Here is a 22,293-nt window from a genome sequence, read left to right as displayed (position 1 = left end):
CCGAATGGCACGGAAGCCCCCCACCGGATCCGCTCCGGCGGTGGAACCGTACGCGAGGAACTGCGCGACCAGCCACGACGCAAGCTGCGGCCCGGATGAGACGGAAACGCTCGCCGCGGGACCGGTCAGAGCGTCAAGCCTCGCAAGGCTCCTCGCCCGCCGAAGCGCCGCAGGCATCCTCGCAGTCGGCCTTCAGCCCCGCACTGATCGCCACCCCAATCTCCCGCAACGTCTCCAACTGCTCCGGGGTCAAAACATCGAAAAGCTTTTCCCGCACCGTCGTCACATGCCCAGGCGCCGCCGCCGCCAAGGTGGCATACCCCTCCGACGTCAGCGAGCACACCCACCCGCGCCGATCCCCGTCGGCCGGCCGCCGCTCGACCCAGCCGTTCTTCTCCAGCGACGACACCGCGTGTGAGAGCCTGCTCCGGGAGGAGAGCGACGCACTGGCCAGCTCGCTCATCCGCAAGCAGTGGTCCGGCGCCTCGGAGAGCCGGACCAGGATCTCGTAGTACGCCATGGGCATGCCGGACTCCCGGCGCAGCTGCCGGTCGATATGGGCCCCGAACTCCACACTCGCGGCCAGGTAGGCCCGCCAGATCTCCTGCTCCCGCTCCGTCAGCCACCGCACATCGCTCATGTGACCCAGCATACGGGTGGTTGAACTCTCAACCCCATGTGCGCTAAGGTTTCCGTGAAAGCTCAAGCATTTCCAGCTTCACCCGCACCGCCCGCCCCACCCGCACCTTCGCGCGCTCCGCGCGACCGCGGCACCCGTGCCCGCGGTACGTGCGGTACGCGCAGCACTTTCCACACCCTGGTCCCCCTTTGGAGCTCTCGCCATGACCACGCAGACCGACGTGATCGACGGATACGTCGCCGGTACCTGGACCATCGACGCCGTGCACTCCGACGTCTCCTTCTACGTCCGTCACCTCGGTGTCTCCAAGGTCCGCGGGCACTTCGCCACCTTCGAAGGCACCATCGTCACCGCCGAGGACCCGCTGGACTCCACCGTCACCGCGGTGATCAAGACCGGCTCGGTCAGCACCAACAACGAGATGCGCGACAACCACGTCCGCAGCGCCGACTTCCTCGATGTCGAGCAGTTCCCGGAGCTGACCTTCACCTCCACCGCGGTCCGCCCGCAGTCCTCCGAGCTCTTCGAGGTCGACGGCGAGCTGTCGCTGCACGGCGTGACCAAGGCGGTCACCCTCAAGCTGGAGCTCAACGGCTTCGGCAAGGGCCAGGACGGCAGCCCGATCGCCGGCTTCTCCGCCGCGACCGAGATCAGCCGCACCGAGTTCGGCGTGACCGGTGGCGCCGCCGGTGCCGCGGTCAGCGACAAGGTCCGTATCGCCCTTGAGGTCGAGGCCGTGCAGGCCCAGGCCTGAGCCGTAACGATTCTCCCGGCGGCCGCCGCCACGCCCTCGGGCGTGGTCGGCGGCCGTTCGTCGTCTCCCGCCGGGCCGGCTCCTCCGCCGGCACCCGTGACGCAGCGGCGCCCGCCGCGGTTGCGGTCGACCGGACTCGCGGCGGGCGCCGCACCCACGACCACGTTGACGCACGTACGACCGCCACCGCCGTAGGGGAAGGACGACGGTGACGGACGGTACGGGGGCCGGGTGCGCCGATCCGACAATCGCACCTGGGGGCGCGGGCCCCGGCCGATTGCTCCGTTCATCGGCGTGCCGCCGCCGGCGGGCGGGGGCGGTGGCGGACCCTTGCGCGGTTTCGCCGGGTGCGGGTGCGTTGTGGCTGGTCGGCGTAGTTCCGCCCCCAGCGCCACCCTTTGGGCCCGCTTCCCCCGCGCGGACAGGTCCGCGGGGCCCAACGCCGTGCGCCGGGTCAGAGGGGTTCGGAGGATTTGACCGGGGGAGTGGGGGTCGAGGGCTGCTCCTCGGGTGCGGCGGGACTGGACCTCTTGCGGCCGCGTCGCAGTTCGAGCGCCAGCGGGGTCAGCGACGCCACGACGATCAGCGCGACGATCGGCAGCAGATACGTATCCACGTGCGGGATCGACGAGCCGAGCGCGTACCCGCCGAGCACCAGCCCGACCGTCCACACCGTGCCGCCCACCACCTGCCACAGCACGAAGGTGCGGGCGGGCACCTTCAGTACGCCGGCCAGCGGGTTGAGGACGGTGCGGACCACCGGGATGAAGCGCGCCAGGACGACGGCCTTCGCGTGCCCGTACCGGTCGAGCAGCTCCGCCGCCCGGTCGGCGCCCTCGTGCAGCTTGCGGCTCCGGCTTCTGGCGAGCAGGGCGGAACCGGCCCGGCGCCCGATGGTGTATCCGGCCTGCGCCCCCAGGAGCGCGCCGGTCGCCGCGGCGATCAGCACCTGCCACAGGGAGAGGTGCACCGCGTCGGACGCCCTCGGGACACAGAGCAGCCCGGCGGTGAAGAGGAGCGAGTCGCCGGGCAGCAGGAAGCCGATCAGCAGACCCGTTTCCGCGAACATCACGAACGCGATGCCGAGCGCGCCGAAGGAGGAGAGCAGGGACGTGGCGTCCAGCACGTTCACGGCCTGGTCGAGCATGGGCAGCGGCATGGCGGTGGTGCCCTCTCATAATGGGTCGGGTAGGTGGGTCAGTGCGTCGGTCGGGGCGTAGATCGGGGCGCGGGTCGGTGCGTCGGTCAGGGTCGGGTCGATGGTCGGGTCCATGGGCGGGTCGTCGCTGGGTCGGGGTACCCTGCCGACTACAGTGATGTAGTCGGTCGACAGCACTGTAGGCGAACGAGCGGGAAGGAGCGATCCATGCCGGACCTGCCAGGGCCGGAAGGCGGCGCGGCCCGCCGCCCGTCGGGCGAACTCGAGGCGAGCGTGCTCGCCGCCCTGTGGGCGGCCGGCGGCCGCCCGCTCACGCCTGCCGAGGTCCAACGCGACCTCGGTACCGACCTCGCGCGCACCACGGTCACCACCATCCTGGCCCGGCTCTACGAAAAGGGCACGGTGAGCCGGGCCCGGGCCGGCCGTGGCTACTCCTACCTCCCGGTCCAGGACTCGCCGGGACTCGCCGCCCGGCGGATGCGTACGGAGCTGGACAAGTCGGCGTCCGACGACCGGGGGACGGTGCTGGCGCGCTTTGTCTCCGGGCTGAATCCGGCGGATGAGGCGCTGCTGCGGGAGTTGCTGTGGGAGGGGGAGCCGGGGGCGGGGGCGGCGCCGGACGGGGGTGGGGCCGGGCGTTCGGCGGCCGTCGGCGATGTGGCCGGCGGCGTTGCTCCGTCCAGGTCCGTAGGGGTGGGTGACGCGTCGGCGGGTGACGTGGCGGACGGCGGTTCGGGTGCCGGGGGTACGGCGGCCGGCCGTTTTCCGCGTCCTGTGGCCGGCTTCGACGCGGCCGACGGTCCCCGGACCTCCCCGGGTGAGCCGGTGGGGGACGGCGGCGAGGGCTCGTCGGAGCCCGGCGGGGAGCGGCACTCGTGAACCTCAGTGTGTGGGTGCCGTTGCTCTTGCCGCTGCTGGCCGCGCCTTCCGCCCGGCGGCTCGCGGATGCGTTGCCCCCGCGTGCGGCGGCCTGGCTGCTGGCGGGGTCGGCGGCGGCGCTCGCCGTGTGCAGTACCGCGGCGCTGGCGTTGCTGGCCGGGGCGGGGGCGCTGCGGTTGCCGCCGGTGGCCGCGCTCGGGCACCTCGTCCTGCCGGTGGTCGGTGATCAGGTGACCGTACCGGCCGCGTGCCTGGCCGCCGTGGTGCTCACCGCCGTCGCGGTGGCGCTGGTGCGGACCGGGCGGCGCCACGTCGTACAACCCGCGCGGGCCCGGCGGGCGGCCGCGGCGGCCGGTACGGCGGTGGGGGATCTGACCGTACTGCCCGACGCCGGTCCCGACGCGTACGCGCTGCCCGGGCGGCCCGGGCGGATCGTGGTCACCAGCGGGATGCTGCGGGCGCTGGACCCGGCGGAACGGGAGGTGTTGCTCGCGCATGAGCGGGCGCATCTGAGTGGGCGCCACCACCTCTTCCTCACCACCCTCGCGCTGGCCTGCGCGTGCCATCCCGCGCTGCGGGTCCTGCGGGGGCCGCTCTCGTACGCGCTGGAGCGGTGGGCCGACGAGGCGGCGGCGGTGGCGGTGGGGGATCGGCGCCTCGCGGCGCGCGCGATCGGGCGGGCGGCGCTTGCCACGGTTCGGCCGAGCGGGGCGGTTCTCTCCGTGGCCGCGGGGCCGGTTCCGCGGCGGGTCGCCGCGCTGCTGGCGCCGGCGGCGCGGCCCGCTCCGCCCGCGCCGCGGGCGATAGCGGCGGTCCTGGCGGCCTGCCTCACCCTCTCCGCGGGGTGCGCGCTGGAGGCGGCGCACGAGCTCCACGGCACGATTGAGGTGGCGCAGGCCGAACGCTAGCGCTCCCGGGTGACCACCTCTCCGGTGCGTTGTCGGCTGCGGGCACGTCGTGGCTGGTCGTGCAGTTCCTCGCGCCCCTGGGGTGGTGGTGGGTTCGGTGGACGGTTGTGTGCGGGTGTGTGGTGGTTGCTCGCGCAGTTCCTCCCCCCAGAGCTTCGCCTGGGGGTACCCCCAGCGCCTCCTTGGGTTGTGGTCCGCTCGGGGAGTCGGTCTCTGCGGGTACGTCGTGCTCTGTCCTGCCGGCGCTCCGGGGCTCCGCCTACCCGACCCGAGCCCCGTCAGGGCTACCCGCGCACCCTGCGTGCAAGGGAATCGCCCCGCTAGGGGCGCGAGGAACTGCGCGACGTCGCCTACCCGCGGGTCGCCGCTTCCGGCCCCGGTGACGCGAAGCCCCACCGTATGCTGAGGCAAGCGCTCACAACCGGGGGACGCGTGAATCCCACCTCGCTCCAGGCCCAGTTGACTCTCGCGCGGCAGCGCCTCGCCGAGGCCGAGCGGATGGTCGGGGAGTTCCGGGGGCGGGAGTCCGCCAAGCGGGGTGCCGCGGCAAAAGCGCGGGCCGTCGCGGCGGGCACCGGCAACCGACTGGTTTCCGCGCAGCACCTGCGCGAAGCCGGCCTCCGCGAACGAGAAGCCGCGCGGGCCGCTCAAGACGCCGACTCCTGGCTGCGCCGAGCCACGTCGTACCAGCGAGAGATCCTCACCCTCCAAGCCCAAGTCACCCGCGCGGAGGGGGCGGAACGGGAGACGCTGACCGGCCGCCTCGCCACTACGGAAGCCCGAATGGAGCAGGTCATCCGCGAACTCCGCGCCCCAAAACCGGAAAAGCTGCGCATCCTCATGCTCGCCGCCTCCGCCGAGGGCGACTTACGGATCGGCCGGGAGGCAACCCGCATCCGCGCCGCCGTCGAACGCGCCTTGCACCGCGACCTGGTGGAGATCGACCTGCGCCCCTCGGCGACGACCGGCGACCTGCTGGACGGCCTCGCCCGATTCCGGCCGCACGTCGTGCACTTCTCCGGCCACAGCGGCGAGGACCTGATCGTCTTCGAGTACGACACCGATGCCTTCCACGGCGGCGCGGTCGTCTCCGCCGGCGCCTTCGCCCGCGCGCTCGCGGCTACCGACGCCCCACCCCTCCTGGTGCTGCTCAACTCCTGCGGCTCGGCTGCCCAAACCCCCGGCCTGGTCGCAGAGGTCGGCCCCTTCGCCATCGGCATGTCCGACAGCGTCGCCGACCAGGACGCGATCACGTACGCCGCCCAGTTCTACGCCGCGGTCGCCAACGGCCAGTCCCTCGGTTCGGCTCACGCCTCCGGACGTTCCGCGATCGAACTCGCCGGTCTCCCGGGGCACGACCTGCCCACACTGGACCACCGCGCCGACGTCGACCCGTACGGGACTTTTCTCGTCACCCCGCCGGAACAACAGCCGTAATCCGTAAGCCCGTTGCCGTAGCGGCAAGTAGGCGGAGGAAGCCGAAGATATCTGACATCGAGGCAGGATTCTCCTCCCCGCCGCACTCCCGCGCGTTCCCCGTACACCCTGGAGACCAACCGGCGCAGGAGGTTGCCATGGCGTCCGAACTTCTCAAGGAGCTGCTCCGGACCGCGAATCCCGAGGATCTCGCGCTCCTCAGCGATCACCATCCGCACACGGGTCACGCGCACGACGCGGATGGCACGGACCACGACCCGCATTCCTTCGGACATCACGCGGCCCACGCGCTCGGCGAGTTGAGTGAGGCGGCATCACTTTTCATCGTCGGCCGCCAAGCCTGGGGCCAGGTACGGCGGATGAAGGCCAAGCGCGCGAAAGCGGCGGGAAGGGACGCCGCCACCGCGCCCATGGCCGCGGATCCGTCCCCGCCGGCCACCACAACCCCCGCCTCGACCTCGACGGAAACGGCCTCGGCCCAGCGCCCGGCCGTCCTCTCCTACGCGCGGCGGGCGGTCGCCCGGCATTACGCCATCGCCGACGAGAACGACCTGGAACTCATCTTCGACGAATACGACGCGGCCGAAGCGGCCTGGCGTTTCGACTTCCGGACCATGGCGCCCGGCACGTACTACGTGGCCGTCAAGTCGAACGGCAAGCAGGCCGTGGCGGTGAACTTTCACCACACCATTGGCTGAACGACAGGGGGGATCTGTCATGGCTCAACATCCCGGCACCACAACCGCGCACGGGCTCTACCGGGTCAATGTACGACTCGCACAGGGGGAGATCGTCCAACTGGTCATCGAGGACGTGCAGTACCTGTCGGCTCCGCACAACCGGATCTTCCACCAACAGGACCCGGTCGTCCGGCACTTCCACGTCCCGCAGCAGAACGGAACTCTGGAGATCCTCTACAACCCGGGATTCCTCACCAACGCCGAACACACCCTGGAGGACGCGGCCCTCGCGATCGCCTATGGGCTGGCGCTGGCGTCCGTCATCAGAAAAGTCCGGGTACGGTCGGCCGGGGCCGGCAAGAACGAGGTGCTGGAACTGGAGACCGGTGAGATCGCGGGCCATTCGTACCACCCGGCCGACCAGATCCGCGACGGCCTCACCGCCAAAAAGCACGGCATCCACACGGGCACTTACTCCTGGGCTGGCCTGCGGGATGGAAAAGCGACCGTCCACAACGTGATGGACTGGCTCAACGATCACCCCGGTCAGGGCTATTACATCGTCGAAAACGGCCGCCCCCAGGAAAACCCCGCGATCCTCCACGAGATCCGCTTCAGCAACCTCATCAAACTCTGAGTCACATTCCCCGTCGGGCCGCTTCCCCTCGTTCGGATCTTGGTGGGTGAAGGAGGCGGAGGAGGGAGGCGACGCGGTGGGGGTACACCCGGGCCGCCAGGCCGGGCGGCATCCCGGACGAAGTCCTGGCGGGAGGCGACGCCGCGAAGGTCCGAACGACAGACCCCGGCTAGGGCCGGGAGTGGGTGGGGAGGGTGGCGGAGTCGGCGGCGGTGTGGCCGTGGGTCCAGCCTTCGGGGTCGCGGCCCTTGAGGCGGGAGGTGGTGGTGGTCGGGAAGAGGCGGCGGGTCTCGTCGTGGACCGCGAGGTCTCGGGAGGCGAGGGCGGGGAGCAGGTCGGGGGCGGTGTGCGCGGCGGCCTCCTCGGCGCTCGCGGCGGTGAGGCGTTCGCGGATACGGGAGGCGTACGCGATGAGAAAGGACTCGCGGAAGTCGCGGGAGCGAGAGGCGCCGCGGTGCAGGGCGCGGTCGGCCTGGACGAGGAGTGAGGTGTAGAGGAGTTCGACGGCGTCGAGGTCGGCGACGTGGCCGACGACGGTGGAGAAGCCGAAGTCGGCGGACCATACGGCCTCGCAGCGGTTCGCGGCGGCGACGGCGTCGAGGAGCAGCGCTTTGGCGCCTTCGTAGGGGCGGTCCACGCCGAGGCGGCGGGCGCCGGGGCGGTCGGCGGCGCCTTCGCCGCTCGCGCCGAGCAGCGCCGCGTCGATGCTGTGCCGGGCCATCAGGTGCTGGGCCTTCGCCGAGAGCGCCTCGGCCTCCTCCGGGAAGCCGGTGGACTCGGCCTTGGCGAGCAGCGCGCGGATCCGGCCGAGCATTTTGCTTTCGCCGGCGGGGGCGGGGGCGTGCTTCGGGGGGACGAGCGGGGTGATGCGGGGGAGGCGGCCGTAGAGGCAGAGGGTTTCTACGGTGAGGGTGGCCGCGGAGAAGCGGCCGAGGCGTTCTCGCGTGGCGAAGGCGGTCAGGGCGGCGGCGCCTTCCGCCAGGGCTTCCGCGGCTTTGCGGTGGCGCGGGGTGAGTTCGCGGTCGACCATCCGGAGGAGGTCCGGGGGGTCCCAGCCGCGGGCTCGGCATTCCCTTTCCAACCGGGCGGCCGCTTGGCCCGCGACGGCGGCCCACCCTTCTCCCCCGGCCGCCAGCGTGGACGCGGCGGCGTCCACCTCGCCCTCCGCCCCACCCGCGGCCACGGCCCGCGCGAACGCGGCGTCGAATTCTTCCACGGCTCCAATTGTGAGCGATGCTGTCGCCTGGTCCCGCCGCCCCCCGCCGCAGGGCTTCCCCCGTCCCCGGGGCGCGGCTCTCACCGTGGCTGAGCGCGCGGTTCCTCGCGCCCCTGTAGGGCGCCGCCTACTGCCGCGGCGGCGAAAGGTGGAGCGGGAGTACCCCCAGGCGAAGCTCTGGGGGCGGAACCGCGCGCGCAACCGGCCATGGTCCGCACCCCGAAGACGGCCCGACGCACCCCGCCCCTACCGCCGGGTCCAAAAGAAGAGTGCGGCCCCGACTGCCACGACGGCGGCGCCCGCCACCAGGGAACCCCACGGGAGGCTGGTGAGGAGCACGGCGCAGCCGGCCAGCCCGGCCAGGGGCACCGCCCGCGGGGGCCGGCCCTCAGCTCGGGTGAGACGCAGCGCGCTCGCGTTGGCCACGGCGTAATAGAGCAGCACGCCGAAAGACGAGAAGCCGATGGCCCCCCGCAGGTCGGTCGTCAGGGTCAGCAGCAGCACCACCGCGCCGACGGCGAGTTCGGCCCGTACGGGCGTCCCGCCGCGGACCTCCGCGAGGACGCCGGGAAAGTGCCGGTCCCGCGCCATCGCCAGTACCGTCCTGGAGACCCCGAGGATCAGCGCGAGCAGGGCGCCGAGGGCGGCGACCGCCGCACCGGCCCGGACCGCCGGGGCCAGGGCCGACGCCCCCGCCGCCCGTACCGCGTCCGCGACCGGTGCCGGGGCGGCGGCGAGCCGGTCGGGGCCGAGGACGGCGAGCAGGGCGACGGCGACGGCCGCGTACACCGCCAGGGTGATGCCGAGTGCGGTCGGGATCGCCCGCGGGATGGTCCGGGCCGGGTCTTTGACCTCCTCGCCGAGCGTGGCGATCCGCGCGTAGCCGGCGAAGGCGAAGAAGAGCAGGCCCGCGGCCTGGAGCAGGCCCCGGGCGGAGGTGGGGCGGCCACCGGCGGCCCAGCCGAGCCGAGCCGCCTCGGCGTGTTCCGAGGACAGGCATACGGTGACGGCCGCCACCAGTACGGCCAGCGTCACCGCGACGATCAGCCGGGTCAGCCAGGTGGCCTTCCGCAGGCCGAGGCAGTTGACTGCGGTCAGCGCGACGACGGCGGCGACCGCGACGGCCCGCCGCTCGCCCGGCCACACGTACTGCCCCACGGTGAGCGCCATCGCCGCGCACGAGGCGCTCTTTCCCGCGACGAAGCTCCACCCCGCGAGGTAGCCCCAGAACGGGCCGAGCCGCTCCCGCCCGTACACATAGGTGCCGCCGGACCGCGGGTACCGGGCGGCGAGCCGTGCGGAGGAGGTGGCGTTGCAGTACGCGACGGCGGCGGCCAGCCCGAGCGCGGCGAGCAGCCCACTGCCGGCCGCCCGGGCGGCGGGCCCGAACGCCGCGAAGACGCCGGCGCCGAGCATGGCCCCGAGCCCCACCACCACGGCGTCCGTGACACCCAGCCGCCGCGCCAGCGGTATCCCGTTCATCACGCGCGCATGATGCCATGCCCAGGTGACGGGACGGGGGGCGATGCGGGCGGCTTTTCTTCGACGGCCGGGCGGGGGCCGGCCGCGGGGGTCAGGGCGTGTCCTTCGGATCTCGGTGGGTGAGGGAGGCGGCGGAGGGAGGCGACGCGGTGGGGCACCCCCAGGGGAAGCTCCGGGGGCGGAACTGCGCGCTCGGCCACGACGGGCCTGATGGGACGGGCCGATCCGTAACGGACGGGGCCGTAAGGGCCGCGGGGTGCTCTACGGGGTCAGAGGGGAGAGCGGCATCGGGCGGACCTTGCCCTCGATCATCGCGCCCAGGCCGCGGACGGCGACCGTGTCGGGGTCGGGGGCGATGTGGACCGGCATGCGGGTGGCCCGGCGGAGCATCAGATCGAGGCCGGGCATCTTCGCGCTGCCGCCGGCCAGCATGATGCCGCGGTCGGCGAGGTCGGCCACCAGGTCCGGAGGGCAGTCGCGGAGCACATTGGTGATCGCGTCCAGCACCGACGTGAGCGGCGTGCGCATCGCGTGCCGCACCCCCTCCGTCGAGACCAGCACCGAACGCCCCATGCCGCTCAGCACATCGCGGCCGTGCACCTCCGTGGTCTCGGTGCCGCCCGTGGCGGGCGCGCCGAGCATCTGGTGCAGCGGCCGCACCGCCCGCCGCGGCAGCATCAACTCATGCCGGCTGCGCAGATGTTCGATCACCGCCCGGTCGATCGCGTCCCCGCCGACCGGCACCGTCTCCGCCGACACGATCGAGCCGAGGGCGAGCACCGCCACCTGGGTCGTACCGGCCCCGCACACCACGATCATGGTGGCCTCGGGCTGCTCCACCGGAAGCCCGCAGCCGACCGCCGCCGCGATCAGCGTGTCCACCAGCTCGACCCGGCGCGCGCCGAGCCCGTAGAGCGTCTCGACCGCCGCCCGCCGGGCCACCGGCTCGCTGCCGTGCGGTGTGCACACCGCCGCCCGGATCACCGGCATCCCGCGGAACACCGACATCCGCAGCCAGCGGCGGCCCAGCTTCTGCCGCAGGATGTGCCGCAGCATCCGCTGGGCCATGGAGACGTCGACCACCGCGCCGCCGGCCACCGGGCGTACCACCCGGATGTGGGCCGGGGTGCGGCCCTCCATCATCTCGGCGCGGGCGCCGACGGCGATCAGCGCGCCGGTACGGATGTCGACGGCCGCCACGCTCGGCTCGTCGGCGACCAGTCCGCTGCCGCGCAGATGCACCCGGGTACGGGACGCGCCGATGTCGACCGCGACCGAGCAGCGGCGGAGCTGGACCAGGGTCGGCGAGAGCGGGACGTGGTCGTCGAAGGTGAGGTAGGAGGGGTTCGCCGTCACAGCGCACCGCCCGCGGAAGCCGGGCGGGTGCCGCGGAGCGCCGCGGTGACGGCCGGGACGGCCGGGACGTCCCGGCGGGCCGGCTGCCCGGCCGGCGGCGGAGTGTCGGCGGGGGAGGGACCCGTGGGCTGCGGCCCGGTCGGCCCCGGCGGCTTGGACCCGGGGCGCGGGGGCTGCGAGGCGGGCGGTTCCTGCTGGTCCATGGCGGGGCTCCCGGGAATGCGGTCGGCGTCCAAACGCGGGCTGTCGAGCAGAGCGGACTGGAGGAGACGAGTCCGGCGAATGCCCGCCTTCATGACAAAAGGATTTGACGCATTGTCGGATCGCGCGACCGCACTTAACCCGACCGGGCTACCCTCACCCCCCAAATCCCCCCCTGATGGGCGAGCCCGGCGTGCCGATCTCCGGCCGTGGCGGTATCAGGGGCTGCCGCTGCCGCTGCCGCTGCCGCTGCCGCTGCCGCTGCCGCTGCCGCACCCGCGCTCGCAGCCCCTGCCCGCGCCAGCCCGCCGCAGCCCCCGCCCCGCCAGGGGCCACGCCTCGGGCCTACTGAACCTCCTCCAGCCGGAACCCGACCTTCAGCCCCACCTGGTAGTGGTCCACCGCCCCGTCCACGATGTGGCCCCGGATCTCCGTGACCTCGAACCAGTCCAGGTCCCGCAGCGTCTTGCCGGCCCGCTCGATGCCGTTGCGGACAGCGGCGTCCACGCCCTCCTTCGAGGTGCCGACGATCTCGGTGACGCGGTAGGTGTGCTCGGCCATGGTGCTCTCCCTTTCGGTGGACAAAACCAACGGAATGAACGGAATGAACGGAATGAACGGGAACTACGGGAACTCAGCGGGTGGACCCCCAGGGCTGCTTCCCCGGCTCGCCGGAATCAGTGGTGGAACGCCGTCGCCCTGCTCTCCGGCATGTTCATCGGCCCCTGCTGCCGCCGCAGTTCGGGCAGCAGCCGGTTCACGTCCTCGATCAGCAGATCGGCCAGGTCCTCGGAGAACCCGTTGCGGCACACCACCCGCAGCACCGCCAGGTCCTTGCGGTCGGCCGGGTAGGTGTACGCCGGCACCAGCCAACCGCGCTCCCGCAGCCGCCGGGACAGGTCGAAGACGTCGTACCGCGTCACGTCCGGCGTCGTGTTGAAGGCGAAGACCGGCAACTGATCGCCCTTGCTGACCAGTTGGAAGTCGGCCATCTCCGCCAGCCGGGAGGCGAGCGACATCGCCACCTCGCGCCCGTTCTGCTGCACCGCCCGGTAGCCTTCCCGGCCCAGCCGCAGGAACGTGTAGTACTGCGCGACCACTTGGGCGCCGGGCCGGGAGAAGTTGAGCGCGAAGGTCGGCATCTCGCCGCCGAGGTAGTTGACCCGGAAGACCAGCTCCTCCGGCAGCGCCTCGGCGTCCCGCCACAGCGCCCAGCCGACGCCCGGGTAGACCAGCCCGTACTTGTGGCCCGAGGTGTTGATCGAGGCGACCCTCGGCAGCCGGAAGTCCCAGACCAGGTCCGGGTCGAGGAAGGGCGCGATCATGGCGCCGGAGGCACCGTCCACATGCACCGGGATGTGCGTACCGGTCCGCTCCTCGTACGCGTCGAGCGCCGCGCAGATCTCGGCGACCGGCTCGTACGACCCGTCGTAGGTGGAGCCGAGGACCGCGACGACGCCGATGGTGTGCTCGTCGCAGTGGGCCAGCGCGCTCTCGGCGTCCAGGTGCAGGCGGTCGCCGCTCACCGGCACCAGCCGCGCCTCCACCTCCCAGTAGGCGCAGAACTTCTCCCAGCACACCTGGACGTTGGCGCCCATCACCAGATTGGGCCGGGCGGTCGCCGGATAGCCCGGGGTCCGCTTGGCCCAGCGCCGCTTCAGCGCCATGCCGGCCAGCATGCACGCCTCGGAGGAGCCGGTGGTGGAGCAGCCGACGGTCGCGTCCGGGTCGGGGGCGTTCCACAGGTGGGAGAGGATCGAGACGCAGCGCCGCTCGAGTTCGGCGGTACGCGGGTACTCGTCCTTGTCGATGATGTTCTTGTCGGCGCACTCGGTCATCAGCCGGCCGGCCTCCGGCTCCATCCAGGTGGTGACGAAGGTGGCGAGGTTGAGCCGGGCGTTGCCGTCGAGGAGCAGCTCGTCGTGGACGAGCTGGTACGCCGCGGCCGGCATCATCGGCCGCTCGGCCAGCTCGTGCTTGGGCGGGGCGGTGGCCATGCCGCCCAGCGGGTCGGCGCCGTCGAAGAACGGGTTGACGGACACCTCGCGACGGGAGCCGGAGCCTTTGTGCAGGGACATACGGGTCCTCCGGACGGTGGTGGTGAACCGAGCCGTACGCCCTTGGTGACCGCGGTGGGCCTCACGCGTCGTACGTGACAATCGCGACAATACGGTCATCTCGCCCGGCTCGCAGGTCGTCGGCCGGGTCGCTGCGCAGGCCGTCGTGCGGGCGGTGCTGCGGGCTGTCGTACGGGCCGTCGTGGCGGGCCGCGGGCCGCGGGCCGCTCGGTTGCGTTGCCGTTCGGGGCTCAGCCTTCCCCGCCCGGCGCGTCCTACCGGACCGAGCACGGTCCTGCCGGACGCGCGGGCCCGCCACCGGGCTCAGAACCCGCGGGTCCGCTTCGCCGCCCCGCGCGCCTTGCGCGGCCGGGCACCACCGGGCGCCTTGAGCGTCAGCCGGACGATCTCATGGCCCAGATTGACGCCGATCGCTATCGCCAGGGCCAGCGCGGCGGCCTTGGTGAGCTGGGTGAACCCCTGGTCGGTGTGGTGCTGGGTGAGCGCCAGCAGCCCGAAGTAGGTGGCGGAACCCGGCAGCAGCGGGCCGATCGCGGCGGTCACGTACGGCAGCACGGAGACGTACCGATAGCGGGCCATGAGCTGGCCGAAGAGGCCGACCAGGCCGGCCGCGGCGGCGGTGGCGGCCACCTGGTTGCCGCCGGCCCGCTGGTGCAGCACGCCGAAGACCGTCCAGGCGACCCCGCCGTTGAGGGTGACCAGCGGCAGTACGTGCCGCTCGCACTGGAGCAGTACCGCGAACGCCAGCGTCAGCACCATCGCGGCGACCAACTGCACCCAGGGGTGGTCGTAGGCCCGCGGCGCCTGGTCCGGGTCGAGGTCGGCGCCGAGCGACACCCCGGCGTACAGGATCAGCGTCACGCCGACGACGATGCCGACGATCAGGTACATCACTTCGAGGAGCCGGGCCGAGGCGGTGATGTAGAAGCCGGTCAGGCCGTCCTGGACGGCGGCGACCAGCGCCCGCCCGGGCAGCAGCGCGAACAGCCCACCGGTGATCACCGCGGAGGACTGTACGGCCCCGCCGCCCGGTATCCAGTGCCCGTAGCGGTCGATCACCACGCCCATCGCGGCGGCCGGCATCGCCGCCGCGGCGAACTGGTAGAACTCCGGCAGCCCGCGCCCGGCCAGCAGCCAGGCCAGCCGGTCGCCGAGCATCGCGGCCAGCGCCGCCGCCACGAAGACGGTCGGACCACCGCCGACCAGGATGCTCGCCGCGCCCGCCAGCAGCCCGGCCGCGCCGGTCAGCGCCCAACTGCTGTACGGGTGCCGGTTGCGGCGGATGCCGGCGAGCCGCCGGTAGGCGTCCTCCAGCGTCACCTCGTGCGCGGTGATCGCGCCGACCAGCGCGAAGACCGCCGCCAGCCGGGTGTAGTCGGTGCCGCGCCGCCGGACCGTACGGCTCATGGCCAGCGGCGGCTCGGTGAGCGAGGGCTGGTACGAGATGCCGATCAGGGTGAAGGTGACGGCGGGTTCGACGCGCGCCAGCCCGTAGGCGTACGAGACGCCGAACATCGCCGCCTCCACGTCCTCGGCGCCCTCGCCGCCGGACAGCAGCAGTTCGCCGATCCGCAGCGTCAGGTCGAGGATCCTCGGGACGGGGACGGTGTGCGCGGCCTCGGCGCGCTCCAGGGGGACGCGGGGGACCGGCCGTTCGGTGGCGGGCAGCCGGATCATGGCCCTCATCCGGTCCTGCCACCCGGCGTCGTCGGGCGGCAGGACCACCACCGGGATGCCGTCCGGCGGGGTGAACGGGCCGCCGGGGGCGGTGGTGCCGTCCGGGACGGGGACGGGAACGGGGGTGGAGGTGGGGCCCGAGGCGGGACCGGGGGTGTGACCGGGCACCGGCCCCGCGGCGCCGCCGTAGCCGTAACCGCTGCCGGGCGGCTGTGCCGCCGCCCCTGAGCTTGCCCCCGTTTCCGTGCCGCTCAAGACATTCAGCGCTTCTGCGCCCGGTGCCGGCCGCCCCGGGCCGCCGCGACCGGCGGCTCGGCGGAGCCCTCGGCGTAACCGGACAGGGATCCGGCGCCCTCGGCGGGGCCGCCGACCGCCGCCTTCTTCGCCTTGCCCTTCGACCGCAGGTACTCGATGCCGAGCGGCACCACCGAGACCAGTACCACCAGCACCAGGATCGCCTCGATGTTCTTGCTGACGAAGCTGATCTGGCCGAGCCAGTAGCCGAGCAGGGTGACGCCGGCGCCCCACATCGTGCCGCCGATGAGGTTGAAGGTGAGGAAGGTGCGGTAGTTCATCCGGCTCACTCCCGCGACGATCGGGGTGAAGGTCCGGACGACCGGCACGAAGCAGGCCATCACGATGGCCTTCGGGCCGTGATGCTCGAAGAAGCCGTGCGCCTTCTCGATGTTCTCCATCTTGAACAGGCGGGAGTCGGGGCGGCTGAAGAGCGAGGGGCCCACCTTGCGCCCGAAGAGGTAGCCCACCTGCTCGCCGGCCACCGCCGCCACCGCGATCAGCGCGGCCACCAGGGCCAGCGGCTTGTGCAGGGTGCCGGAGGCGACGAGCAGGCCGGTGGTGAAGAGCAGGGAGTCGCCGGGCAGAAAGAAACCGATCAGCAGACCGGACTCGGCGAACACGATCAGCAGTACACCCCACAGGCCGTATGTGCTGATGAGGTGGTTTGGGTCGAGCCAGCTCGGGCCCAGCGCGATGGTGTTCACGGTCCAAAAGTATCAATCCTGTGTTGACACAAACGTTCCGCTGGCCGTCGATCGTGCACTACCTTCTCGGCAGCGTCATGCGCGTACCACTGCAAGTTTGCCCGGACCAGCGGTAACCAGAGGAAATCCAGCACGTCTGGCATGTCACGCACCACCGGAAATTCAGGCACCACCAGTAAGGCCAGCACCTTGCGTCACCCTCGTACCTTCAGCGCTACCCGTACCGCCCGCGGCACCCCGCACCTCGCGTACCAGCAGCACCCAGCCCCCCACGTGCCCCGTCACCGCGTCCGACCACCCTGGCGGCTCCCGTTATGACACGCGCCATCACCCTGCATGAAGTCTCCAAGTACTACCCGAAGCAGCCGACGCCGGCCGTGGACAGGTTCTCGCTCGATATCGCACCGGGGGAGTTCCTGGTCCTGCTGGGCCCGTCGGGCTGCGGCAAATCCACCGTGCTGCGGATGATCGCCGGCCTTGAGGACATCACCACCGGCGAACTGCTGCTCGACGGCGAGTACTCCAACGACCTGGCGCCCGGCGACCGCAAGATGGCGATGGTCTTCCAGAACTTCGCCCTCTATCCGAGCATGACCAGCCGGGAGAACATCGGCTTCCCGCTGCGCTTCGAGATGCCCGGCGCGGAGCCCGGGCCCCGGGTGGACGAGACCGCCCGGATCCTCGGCATCGAGGAGATCCTGGACCGCTACCCCGGGCAGCTCTCCGGCGGTGAGCGGCAGCGCGTCGCCATGGGCCGGGCGATCTCCCGGCACCCCTCGGTCTTCCTGATGGACGAGCCGCTCTCCAACCTCGACGCCAAGCTCCGCGCCCATCTGCGCACTGAGATCGCCCGGCTCACCCACGGGATGGGCGTCACCACGGTCTACGTCACCCACGACCAGGCCGAGGCGATGTCGCTCGGCGACCGGGTGGCGATCATGCGCAGCGGGGTGCTCCAGCAGCTCAGCACGCCGCGCGAGGCGTACCACCTGCCGGCGAACGTGTTCGTGGCGGCCTTCGTCGGCACGCCGCGGATCAATCTGCTCCAGGCCACCGTGATCGCCCCGCTGACCGGCGGGATGTGGATCGACTTCGGCCGGCAGCGGCTCGGCCTCTCCGATCCGCTCAGCTACGACCACCAGATGCTGCGGATCCAGCAGGGGCGGCGGATCATCGTCGGGCTGCGCTCGGAGGCGGTACGGATCGCCCAGCCGAGCCAGGCCCGGCCCGGGGAGGTGGTGCTCAGCGGGATCGTCGAGCACGTGGAGTACCAGGGCCATGAGTGTCTGGTCCATCTCAACACCGGGTCCCGGCCGGCGTATGTGCCCGAGCTGGAATCGCCGCGTCCGATCGACGGCACCGGGAGCCGGGCCGGCAACCGGCGCGCGGCGGCCGGCGGCAACGGGCTCGGCAAGCTCGCCCAGAAGGCGGCCCGGCGCATCCAGGCGTCGGTGATGGAACGGGACCGCTCGGAACCCGGCGCCCCCGGCGCCCCTGCTGACGGGGCGGCGACCCCGGCCAAGCCGGACCGGACCCGCCGCGTCGGCTCGGCTCCGCCCGTCGAGGTGCTCGACCGCCCGATCGGCGGCCCCGACCAGCAAACCGGCGACCTCGTCGTCCGCACCGGCCCCGACATCCGCGTCCGCCGCGGCGACCGCGTCCCCCTCCTCGTCGACCTCGCCCACCTCTACGTCTTCGACCAGTCCGGCAACCGCATCTGCCCGGTCCCACCCCACCAGCAACGCCTGGAGTAACCCCCGGGTACGAGGGCGCGGGCGGTAATTGCGTGGAGCCGCGGCCGGCTCGCGCCCTAGGGTCCCGGTCATGGCCGACAACGCTGCTGCGCACCTGGACGATGACGAGTCGACGACGGAGCCGGACCGGGAGGTGCACTGGCGGGGCAGCGGGGTCGGCTTGTCCGCCCTCGACGTGGACGACGCGGAGCTGCTGCACACGTGGCGGTCCGATCCGGTCGCCGGGTTCGAGATCGGCATCTGGCCGCAGCCGCTGTCACGGCTCCGTGACCGTGTCGAGCGGGATGTCGCCGACCACGAACGTGACGACTTCCTCGTCCTGCTGCCGGACGGGACACCCGTCGGCCACATCGCGCTGGTGGACCAGGACATCGTGGACGGCACGGCCGAGATCGTGCTGCTGCTCGACCCGCGGCACCGAGGCCGCGGCCACGGTGCCGGCGCGGTGGACGCCCTGGTCGACATGGCCTTCGGCGAACTCCCCATGCACCGGCTCGAAGCCGTCACCCACACCACCAACGCGCCCGCCCTGGCCACCCTGGCGAAGTCGGGCTTCACCCAGGAGGGCATCCGCCGCTCGGCCTGCCTCCACCGGGGAACCCGCCACGACGTCGCCGTCTGGTCCCTCCTCCGCCCCGAATGGCAATCCCTCCCCCGCCCGAAAAGCTGGGACCTGAACCCCGGAGCCCACCTGCTTCACTGACCCCGCGGGGCGATGGCTCGCGGCCACGCTGTCGGTGGGGGTGGACGTTCATCTCAGTCCGACGGGTGGGTCGGCTGTCAGCTTTGATACGCGGGCCGCGTAGGCAGGACGGGGCGGGGCGGGGACGGCGAAGGGCGGCCGGCGGGGGGCCGGCCGCCCTTCGTTACGCGGTGGGGGTCAGTGAGCGCCGCCGTGTTCCTTGAGGCGGCGGAAGGACTCCTCGATCTCCGCCTCGGCCTCGGCGCGGCCGACCCAGTCGGCGCCCTCGACGGACTTGCCGGGCTCCAGGTCCTTGTAGACCTCGAAGAAGTGCTGGATCTCCAGCCGGTCGAACTCGCTGACGTGGTGGATGTCGCGAAGGTGCTCGACGCGGGGGTCGGACGCCGGCACGCACAGCACCTTGTCGTCGCCGCCGGCCTCGTCGGTCATGCGGAACATGCCGATCGCCCGGCAGGTGATGAGGCAGCCGGGGAACGTCGGCTCGTCCAGGATGACCAGCGCGTCCAGCGGGTCGCCGTCCTCGCCGAGGGTGTTCTCGACGAAGCCGTAATCCGCCGGGTAGCTGGTCGAGGTGAAGAGCCGGCGGTCCAGGCGGATACGACCGGTCTCGTGGTCCACCTCGTACTTGTTCCGGGAACCCTTCGGGATCTCGATCGTGACGTCGAACTCCAAGGCCCTACTCCTCCATGATCAGCGCACAGTGCGGGTGGTTAAGTGTCCCCCACGCATATGGGTGGTCGCGAAAGGGGCTGGTCGTCGGTGCCGCTCGGCAGGACATGGCAGGTCGTGGCGGGATCCGCCGCTTTGGGTCTGGCGGTGTCCGCCGGGGTGGTGGCCGCGGCGGGCCCGTGGGATTCGGGTCAGCGTACGGCCGAACGGTCCTTCGCCGGCGCCAGGGACCAGCGACTTGACCGGATCGCGCACCCGGTACCGGTACGCCGGGTAGCGGCGCCCCCGCCGTCGGCCCCGCCCGTGCTGATCCCCGTGCGGCTCGGCGCGGGCACCACGGCGGCCGCGCCGTCCGGCGGCCGGACCGCCCCCGCCACCCGGGCCACCGGCCCGGCCACGGCCCCCGCCGCAGCGGCCGCCGCCGGCGAGGCCAAGAGCCTCGCCGCCCGGCTCGGCCCGCTGATGGCCGCCTCCGCCCTCGGCCCCTTCCGTACCGGCGCGGTCGTCGACGTCGCCACCGGCACGCTGCTCTACGACCACCGGGCCACCGCCGCCTCCACCCCGGCGTCCACCACCAAGCTCGCCACCGCCGCCGCCGCGCTGAGCACCCTCGGGGCCGGCCACCGCTTCAGCACCACCGTCGTCAGCACCGCCCCGGGGCGGATCGTGCTGGTCGGCGGCGGCGACCCCAGCCTCGGCTCCGAGGGCCTCGACGGCCTCGCCGACGACACCGCCAAGGCCCTCACCGCCGCCGGTACGACCACGGTCACCCTCGCGTACGACACCTCGTGGTTCGCCGGCCCCGCGCTCCACCCGATCGGGGTCAACGACAACCTCGCCCCGGTGACGGCGCTGATGGTGCGCGAAGGCCGGCTGGACCACACCGCCAGCGGCCCGGCGCCCCGCGCGCAGGACCCGGCGGAGGCGGCCGCGGCGACCTTCGCCGAGCGGCTCGCGGTGCGCGGCGTCACCGTCAAGGGCCGCCCCGGGCCCGGCTCGGGCGCGGGCGGTACGCGGCTGGCCGTGCACGGCTCCGCGCCGCTGTCTGACCTGGTCGAGACGATGCTGACCAACAGCGACAACGACTTCGCCGAGGCGCTGGCCCGCCAGACCGCCCGGGCGCGCGGTCTGCCCGCCGATTTCGCCGGGGGCGCCAAGGCGATCGCCGCCGTGCTGGCCCGGGACGGCATCCCGCTCACCGGCGCGGTCTTCACCGACGGCAGCGGCCTCGACCACGCCGACCGGCTCGCCCCGGTCACCGAGGCGGACCTGCTCGCCCTGGCCGCCTCCCCGGCCCAGCCCGAGCTGCGCGCGATCGTCACGGGGCTGCCGATCGCGGCCTTCACCGGCACCCTCACCGCCCGTTTCCACGCCTCGCCCGGCGCGGGTCTCGTCCACGCCAAGACCGGCACCCTCACCGGCACCAACACCATCGCCGGCCTCACCGTCACGCCGGCCGGGCGACTGCTCGCCTTCTCCTTCATGACCCAGCGCGCCCCGGACCCGGCCGGCGCCCAAGCGGCCCTGGACCGTCTGGCGGCGGCGCTCGCCGGACCCTGACCGGCCCGGGACCGCTCCCTGACGGCCCGGCACCGCTCGCGGCCGGCCCGTGACCGCCCCCGGAAAAACCCCGATCCGGCGGCCCGATGACGCGGGTGCAACCCCCAAAGGGTGACCGGCAACGTACCGTGAAGACATGACGAGCATCGGTGGAAGCGAGATGGTCGACTGGAACCTCGCCGTGGCGACCGCACAGCGGCTGACCCGGCCGGGTCCGGAGGTGAGCCGCGACGAGGCGCGGGCGATCGTGGCCGAGCTGCGGGAGCACGCCCGGGAGTCGGAGGCGCACGTCCGCGCGTACACCAGGATGTTCGGGGACGCCGAACCTCCACCGCACGGCACCCCGGTGCTGATCGTGGACCGGCCCGGGTGGGTGAAGGCGAATGTGGCCGGATTCCGCGAGGTGATGAAGCCGCTGCTGGGGAAGATGCAGGCCCGGCGGCCCGGCGGGGCCGGCGGCCTGGTGCTCGGCACCGTCGGCGGCAAGGTGACCGGGGTCGAGGTCGGGATGCTGCTGAGCTTCCTGTCCTCGCGGGTGCTCGGGCAGTACGAGACGTTCGCGCCGCCGACCAGGGAGCTGCCCGCCGGGCCGGTGAAGCCGGGCCCGGGGGAGGCGAAGGCGGGCCGGCTGCTGCTGGTGGCGCCCAACATCGTGCACGTGGAGCGGGAACTCGACGTCGACCCGCACGACTTCCGGCTCTGGGTGTGCCTGCACGAGGAGACCCACCGCACCCAGTTCTCCGCCGTGCCGTGGCTGCGCGACCACATCGAGGGCGAGATCCAGTCGTTCCTCGGCGAGACCGAACTCGACCCGTCGACGGTGATCGAGCGGGTACGGCAGGCCGTGCAGTCCTTCACCGGCTCCGGCGCCGGGGGTCCGAACGCCGACGAGGCGTCGGACAGCGAGGGCCGCAGCCTGGTGGACCTGGTGCAGACGCCCACCCAGCGGGAGATCCTCGGCCGGATGACCGCGGTGATGTCGCTGCTCGAAGGCCACGCGGACTACGTGATGGACGGGGTGGGGCCGCAGGTCGTGCCGAGCGTCGCGGAGATCCGGGAGAAGTTCAGCCAGCGCCGGGCCAGCGGCGCCGGCCGCCTCGACCAGGCGCTGCGCAAGCTGCTCGGCCTGGACGCGAAGCTGCGGCAGTACCGCGACGGTGAGCGCTTCGTCCGCGCGGTGGTGGACGAGGTCGGCATGGACGGCTTCAACCGGGTCTGGACCTCCCCGAACACGCTGCCGACCAAGACGGAGATCGCCAAGCCGGCGGAGTGGGTGGCGAGGGTGCACAGCAAGGGCGAGGCAGCCGAGTAGCCACGTGGCGCCGCCACCTCGCCGGGGACTTCTGGAGGCCCTCGGCGGGGCCGGCGGTGCGCGGCGGGTCGCGGCGGCGGGTCGGGGTCGCGGCGCTGGGTCGGGGTGGCGGGTCACGGCGGCGGGTGGCGGGTCGCGGTGACGGCAGTGGGGGCCACCGAAAGCGACTGTGTGACAACCGGTTCACCCG

20 protein-coding genes and 1 pseudogene are annotated in these 22,293 nt (G+C 72.8%); 10 read left to right on the top strand and 11 right to left on the bottom strand.

Features of this window, described 5'->3' with window-relative positions; all coding sequences use genetic code 11:
• Positions 1 to 133: 133 nt before the first annotated feature.
• Entirely contained in the window at positions 134 to 640 is a 507-nt protein-coding gene (locus tag OG519_RS13550) for a MarR family winged helix-turn-helix transcriptional regulator (protein ID WP_405582965.1), read from the bottom strand.
• A gap of 202 nt (positions 641 to 842) precedes the next feature.
• Here OG519_RS13550 and OG519_RS13545 point away from each other — a divergent pair, with 202 nt between their 5' ends.
• Positions 843 to 1,394, top strand: a complete 552-nt coding sequence (locus OG519_RS13545) for a YceI family protein (RefSeq protein WP_405582963.1) — start codon at positions 843 to 845, stop codon at positions 1,392 to 1,394.
• A 454-nt stretch (positions 1,395 to 1,848) separates the two neighbouring features.
• Here OG519_RS13545 and OG519_RS13540 read toward each other — a convergent pair whose 3' ends face one another.
• A complete protein-coding gene (locus OG519_RS13540; RefSeq protein WP_405582961.1) occupies positions 1,849 to 2,553 on the bottom strand; it encodes a DedA family protein in 705 nt (234 codons plus the stop codon).
• A 207-nt stretch (positions 2,554 to 2,760) separates the two neighbouring features.
• Here OG519_RS13540 and OG519_RS13535 point away from each other — a divergent pair.
• The 5 genes and pseudogenes from OG519_RS13535 to OG519_RS13515 form a co-directional block, all read left to right on the top strand.
• Positions 2,761 to 3,150: pseudogene (locus OG519_RS13535) on the top strand (BlaI/MecI/CopY family transcriptional regulator); the annotation flags it as partial.
• Positions 3,151 to 3,428: 278 nt separating this feature from the next.
• The gene (locus tag OG519_RS13530; protein WP_405582959.1) at positions 3,429 to 4,340 is read left to right on the top strand and encodes a M56 family metallopeptidase; all 912 of its coding nucleotides are present in this window, start codon (positions 3,429 to 3,431) and stop codon (positions 4,338 to 4,340) included.
• Between the two features lie 432 nt (positions 4,341 to 4,772).
• Positions 4,773 to 5,777 carry a hypothetical protein gene (locus OG519_RS13525; protein WP_405582957.1) on the top strand — a complete coding sequence of 335 codons (1,005 nt, stop codon included), beginning with the start codon at positions 4,773 to 4,775 and terminating at the stop codon, positions 5,775 to 5,777.
• 137 nt (positions 5,778 to 5,914) lie between these two features.
• The gene (locus OG519_RS13520) at positions 5,915 to 6,475 is read left to right on the top strand and encodes a hypothetical protein (RefSeq protein WP_405582955.1); all 561 of its coding nucleotides are present in this window, start codon (positions 5,915 to 5,917) and stop codon (positions 6,473 to 6,475) included.
• A gap of 19 nt (positions 6,476 to 6,494) precedes the next feature.
• A complete protein-coding gene (locus OG519_RS13515; protein WP_405582953.1) occupies positions 6,495 to 7,094 on the top strand; it encodes a hypothetical protein in 600 nt (199 codons plus the stop codon).
• A gap of 169 nt (positions 7,095 to 7,263) precedes the next feature.
• On the opposite strand, the gene OG519_RS13510 is transcribed toward OG519_RS13515, so the two are convergent.
• The 8 genes from OG519_RS13510 to OG519_RS13475 form a co-directional block, all read right to left on the bottom strand.
• The gene (locus OG519_RS13510; protein ID WP_405592708.1) at positions 7,264 to 8,319 is read right to left on the bottom strand and encodes a DUF2786 domain-containing protein; all 1,056 of its coding nucleotides are present in this window, start codon (positions 8,317 to 8,319) and stop codon (positions 7,264 to 7,266) included.
• 237 nt (positions 8,320 to 8,556) lie between these two features.
• On the bottom strand, positions 8,557 to 9,792 hold the full coding sequence (locus OG519_RS13505; RefSeq protein ID WP_405592706.1) for an APC family permease: 1,236 nt from the start codon (positions 9,790 to 9,792) through the stop codon (positions 8,557 to 8,559).
• 261 nt (positions 9,793 to 10,053) lie between these two features.
• A complete protein-coding gene (locus OG519_RS13500; RefSeq protein WP_405582951.1) occupies positions 10,054 to 11,148 on the bottom strand; it encodes a rod shape-determining protein in 1,095 nt (364 codons plus the stop codon).
• Positions 11,145 to 11,351 carry a hypothetical protein gene (locus tag OG519_RS13495; protein ID WP_405582949.1) on the bottom strand — a complete coding sequence of 69 codons (207 nt, stop codon included), beginning with the start codon at positions 11,349 to 11,351 and terminating at the stop codon, positions 11,145 to 11,147. The genes OG519_RS13500 and OG519_RS13495 overlap by 4 nt, the downstream gene beginning before the upstream one ends.
• A gap of 343 nt (positions 11,352 to 11,694) precedes the next feature.
• The gene (locus tag OG519_RS13490; RefSeq protein ID WP_405582947.1) at positions 11,695 to 11,910 is read right to left on the bottom strand and encodes a dodecin; all 216 of its coding nucleotides are present in this window, start codon (positions 11,908 to 11,910) and stop codon (positions 11,695 to 11,697) included.
• A 116-nt stretch (positions 11,911 to 12,026) separates the two neighbouring features.
• The gene (locus OG519_RS13485) at positions 12,027 to 13,427 is read right to left on the bottom strand and encodes a glutamate decarboxylase (RefSeq protein ID WP_405582945.1); all 1,401 of its coding nucleotides are present in this window, start codon (positions 13,425 to 13,427) and stop codon (positions 12,027 to 12,029) included.
• A 303-nt stretch (positions 13,428 to 13,730) separates the two neighbouring features.
• On the bottom strand, positions 13,731 to 15,359 hold the full coding sequence (locus OG519_RS13480; protein WP_405582943.1) for a threonine/serine exporter ThrE family protein: 1,629 nt from the start codon (positions 15,357 to 15,359) through the stop codon (positions 13,731 to 13,733).
• Between the two features lie 5 nt (positions 15,360 to 15,364).
• Entirely contained in the window at positions 15,365 to 16,105 is a 741-nt protein-coding gene (locus OG519_RS13475; RefSeq protein WP_405582941.1) for a DedA family protein, read from the bottom strand.
• Between the two features lie 314 nt (positions 16,106 to 16,419).
• Here OG519_RS13475 and OG519_RS13470 point away from each other — a divergent pair, with 314 nt between their 5' ends.
• The gene (locus tag OG519_RS13470) at positions 16,420 to 17,859 is read left to right on the top strand and encodes an ABC transporter ATP-binding protein (protein ID WP_405582939.1); all 1,440 of its coding nucleotides are present in this window, start codon (positions 16,420 to 16,422) and stop codon (positions 17,857 to 17,859) included.
• Positions 17,860 to 17,929: 70 nt separating this feature from the next.
• Entirely contained in the window at positions 17,930 to 18,562 is a 633-nt protein-coding gene (locus tag OG519_RS13465) for a GNAT family N-acetyltransferase (protein WP_405582937.1), read from the top strand.
• 177 nt (positions 18,563 to 18,739) lie between these two features.
• Here the strand turns inward: OG519_RS13465 and OG519_RS13460 are convergent, their stop codons facing one another.
• The gene (locus OG519_RS13460) at positions 18,740 to 19,234 is read right to left on the bottom strand and encodes an inorganic diphosphatase (RefSeq protein WP_405582935.1); all 495 of its coding nucleotides are present in this window, start codon (positions 19,232 to 19,234) and stop codon (positions 18,740 to 18,742) included.
• A gap of 42 nt (positions 19,235 to 19,276) precedes the next feature.
• Between OG519_RS13460 and dacB the strand changes: the two genes are divergently transcribed.
• Both dacB and OG519_RS13450 read left to right on the top strand, forming a co-directional pair.
• A complete protein-coding gene (gene dacB / locus OG519_RS13455) occupies positions 19,277 to 20,791 on the top strand; it encodes a D-alanyl-D-alanine carboxypeptidase/D-alanyl-D-alanine-endopeptidase (RefSeq protein WP_405582933.1) in 1,515 nt (504 codons plus the stop codon).
• Between the two features lie 136 nt (positions 20,792 to 20,927).
• A complete protein-coding gene (locus OG519_RS13450) occupies positions 20,928 to 22,103 on the top strand; it encodes a zinc-dependent metalloprotease (protein WP_405582931.1) in 1,176 nt (391 codons plus the stop codon).
• The last annotated feature ends 190 nt before the right edge of the window (positions 22,104 to 22,293 follow it).

This window comes from Streptomyces sp. NBC_01190, from assembly GCF_045039895.1.
Lineage (GTDB): Bacteria > Actinomycetota > Actinomycetes > Streptomycetales > Streptomycetaceae > Actinacidiphila.
Note: the sequence above shows the minus strand (reverse complement) of the source record. Positions and strands in the feature narration are given on the sequence as shown.